Source organism: Hydrocoleum sp. CS-953 (assembly GCF_002260545.1).
In the GTDB taxonomy this organism is placed as follows: domain Bacteria; phylum Cyanobacteriota; class Cyanobacteriia; order Cyanobacteriales; family Microcoleaceae; genus Trichodesmium.
In genome coordinates, this window is record NZ_LGSU01000422.1 from 1 (window position 1) to 3060 (window position 3060).

Genomic DNA, 3060 nt, shown 5'->3' on the forward strand with positions numbered 1-3060 from the left:
TAGCTGGTTTATTCTTAATATTGATATTGTTAGGATTTTTGCAAGTAGTTAGTAATTTAGGAAAATCATTATTTTTGTTTATCTTAACTAGCCCATTCAAAGTTTTCAAGAGTATTTGGAGCTTGAGTAATAAATCTACTTCTGTAGAGGCAAAATTTACGAATAAAAAATTTTCTAAGGCAACTGATTTAGGTAAAAATTTAACATTAATGGATTCTTCTAATAAAATTTTAAATAATCGCCAGAGACTAATGCAGATTTTGACTAGGCTAGAAGAAATTAAAACTGAGCAAAATCAACTTTTAGAAGAAGCTTCAAAAATTATTAAATCTCAATCAAAATTTAAGTAAGGTTTATACTAATTTAATTTAGTTGTAGTTTATCAAAGTGAGAGTAGTAATTTCTGTTATAATTGATTCCTCACAATTTTTTTTGACTGTATATAAAGAAAAAGTTGATTTTATTCAGTAGTAAATTATTGCTAGATAAAATTATATTGACGTTAAATTATTAAGACTATATATGGTCAGTCAAAAAACAATTGATATTGTTAAATCTACAGCTCCTATTCTGAAAAAAGAAGGAAAGCAAATTACTACTCGGATGTATGAAATAATGTTTGAAAAACATCCTGAAGTTAAGTCACAATTTAATATGTCAGCTCAAGCTGATGGCTCTCAACCAGCTAAATTAGCAACTGCAGTTTATGCTTATGCTACTCATATTGATGATTTGCCTGCTTTAAAATCAGCGGTTGAAAAAATTGCTCACCGTCATGTACAAACTCATGTACAACCAGAACAATATCCAATAGTTGGAGAATGTATGTTGGAGGCGATGAAGGATGTTTTGGGAGAGAATGCAACCCCAGAAGTTATAGATGCTTGGACAGAAGCTTATCAGGTATTGGCGGAGGTTTTTATTCACCGAGAGCATGAAATATATGAGGAAGAAAGTGTTTCTTAACTGAATTTTTGTGAGTAAAAAAAAGGGAGGAAATATTAGACATCTCCAGAAAATAAATTGATCTTTATTGAGTATAAGCTAGAGTTGTAAAAATCACTCACAAAATCATTTTTCGTCTCTTTTAGGTAAAAATCTGTTCCCTGTTCCCAGTTAAGTGTTCCCTACTTTTACAAGAAATATATATCTTTTTCGGAGAAGTCTATTGAGTTTAATAATTGCGGGGGAGCGTAGTGGTGTTGGCAAAACAACTGTAACGTTGGCGTTACTAGCTTATTTAAAACGGCAACATCTCAAGGTACAATCATTTAAGGTGGGACCTGATTACATTGATCCGATGTTTCATCAGTATGTAACGGGTAAACCTTGTCGAAATTTAGACCCGGTGCTGACTTCTGAAGTTTATGTGCAACAATGCTTTGGGCGTAATATTCAGGATGTTGATTATGCTTTGGTGGAAGGGGTGATGGGTTTGTTTGATGGGGTGAGGTTTTGCGATCGCCCCTTAGAAATAGGGGAAGAAGATGATTTTAATCCCCCCTTAACCCCCTTTGTAAGGGGGGATGAAGATGATGCTCCCTTAAAAAGGGGGGAGGAAGATGATTTTAACCCCCTCTCCTTAGAAAGGGGAGGAGGCGATAAGTGCTTTCCTGATTTTGCTTCTACTGCTCATATTTCCCGGTTGCTGAATTTGCCTGTTTTGTTGGTGCTTGACTGTAGTCGGTTGTCTGCTTCTGTGGCAGCGATCGCTCATGGTTTTGTTTCTCTCGATCCTACTATTAATTTTGCTGGTTTGATACTTAACCGAGTGGGAAGCGATCGCCACTTACAACTATTGCAAAATTCTTTAAAGTGTATAAATTTACCTATACTTGGGATTTTGAGACGGCATCAAAATATTAGTATTCCTGACCGACATTTGGGTTTAGTTCCCACTGATGAAATGCCGAATTTAGATATTTTAATTAATGATTTGGTTGATTTGGCAGAAAGTTGTTTTGATTGGGAAAAATTACTGCCTATTTTAAAAGTTGAGAATGAGATTTATCAGCACCTTTTATCTACTAAGATTTGCTCTGATAAGAAAATACATTTACCGAGGTTAATTACAAATAATTTTGAGAAAAAAAAGTCAGAAATTTTAATAGGAGTGGCTCGCGATCGGGCATTTAATTTTTATTATCAAGATAACCTAGATATTCTGGAAGAGTTGGGAGCAAAAATAGTATTTTGGAGTCCGCTAAAAGATGAAAGTTTACCAGAAGGAATACAAGGTTTATATTTTGGTGGCGGATTTCCAGAAGTTTTTGCTCAACAGTTAAGTGAAAATGTTTTTGTTAGAAAGGCAGTCAAGGAAGCAATTATTTCGGGAATGCCAACTTATGCTGAATGTGGTGGGTTGATGTATTTATCTGAAGCAATTATTGACTTTAATAGTAAGTCTTGGGAGATGGTAGGAATTTTGCCGACTAAGGCAGTAATGGGGAAAAATTTAAAGTTAGGATATCGGCAAGCAATTACTAATATAGATACTCCCTTGTTAGCAGCAAATACACAAGTTTATGGGCACGAGTTTCATCGTTCAGAATTAACTGAAGTACCCCCAATACCTTTATATAAAATGTGGCGAGTTGATGAGAAAAAAAATCACAGTCAGGCAACTGTTGAAGGCTGGAATTTTTATCAAATTCATGCTTCTTATCTGCATCTGCATTGGGGAAATAGGGTAGAGATTCCGAGGCGGTTTATCAACCATTTGAAATAAGGAAGAAGGAAGAAGGAAGAAGGAAGAAGGAATAAATATTGAAGAAAAAAAGCCAAATAATGATAGATATTTCCTCAAATTCAAGAAGCTTTTTGTTGTGAGTATTCAGGAGGAATCAACTCTCAAGATTTCTGAGAGTGAGACTTAATTTTTAGTCAAAGAAAAAGGTAATGTAAAATATTTCAATCCATTTTACTGATTTTTCAGAAGGAAGAAGGAATAAATATTGAAGAAAAAAAGCCAAATAATGATAGATATTTCCTACATTTTCAAGAAGCTTTTTGTTGTGAAGATTTAGGAGGAATCAAGTCTCAAGATTTCTGAGAGTGAGA

General features: G+C 34.2%; 2 protein-coding genes and 1 pseudogene. All 3 read left to right on the top strand.

The window, feature by feature from the left end; translation table 11 throughout:
• Positions 1–350, top strand: a pseudogene (locus AFK68_RS04140) (hypothetical protein); the annotation flags it as partial.
• A 172-nt stretch (positions 351–522) separates the two neighbouring features.
• Complete coding sequence (locus AFK68_RS04145) at positions 523–966, top strand: globin domain-containing protein (RefSeq protein ID WP_094671711.1); 444 nt, start codon at positions 523–525, stop codon at positions 964–966.
• 202 nt (positions 967–1168) lie between these two features.
• Positions 1169–2728, top strand: coding sequence for a cobyrinate a,c-diamide synthase (locus tag AFK68_RS04150; RefSeq protein ID WP_094671712.1), 1560 nt, complete (start codon positions 1169–1171; stop codon positions 2726–2728).
• The last annotated feature ends 332 nt before the right edge of the window (positions 2729–3060 follow it).

What these genes read in the sequence shown, in the direction of transcription:
- AFK68_RS04145 (WP_094671711.1), top strand. Translation starts at nt 523, where the DNA reads ATGGTCAGTCAAAAAACAATTGATATTGTTAAATCTACAGCTCCTATT.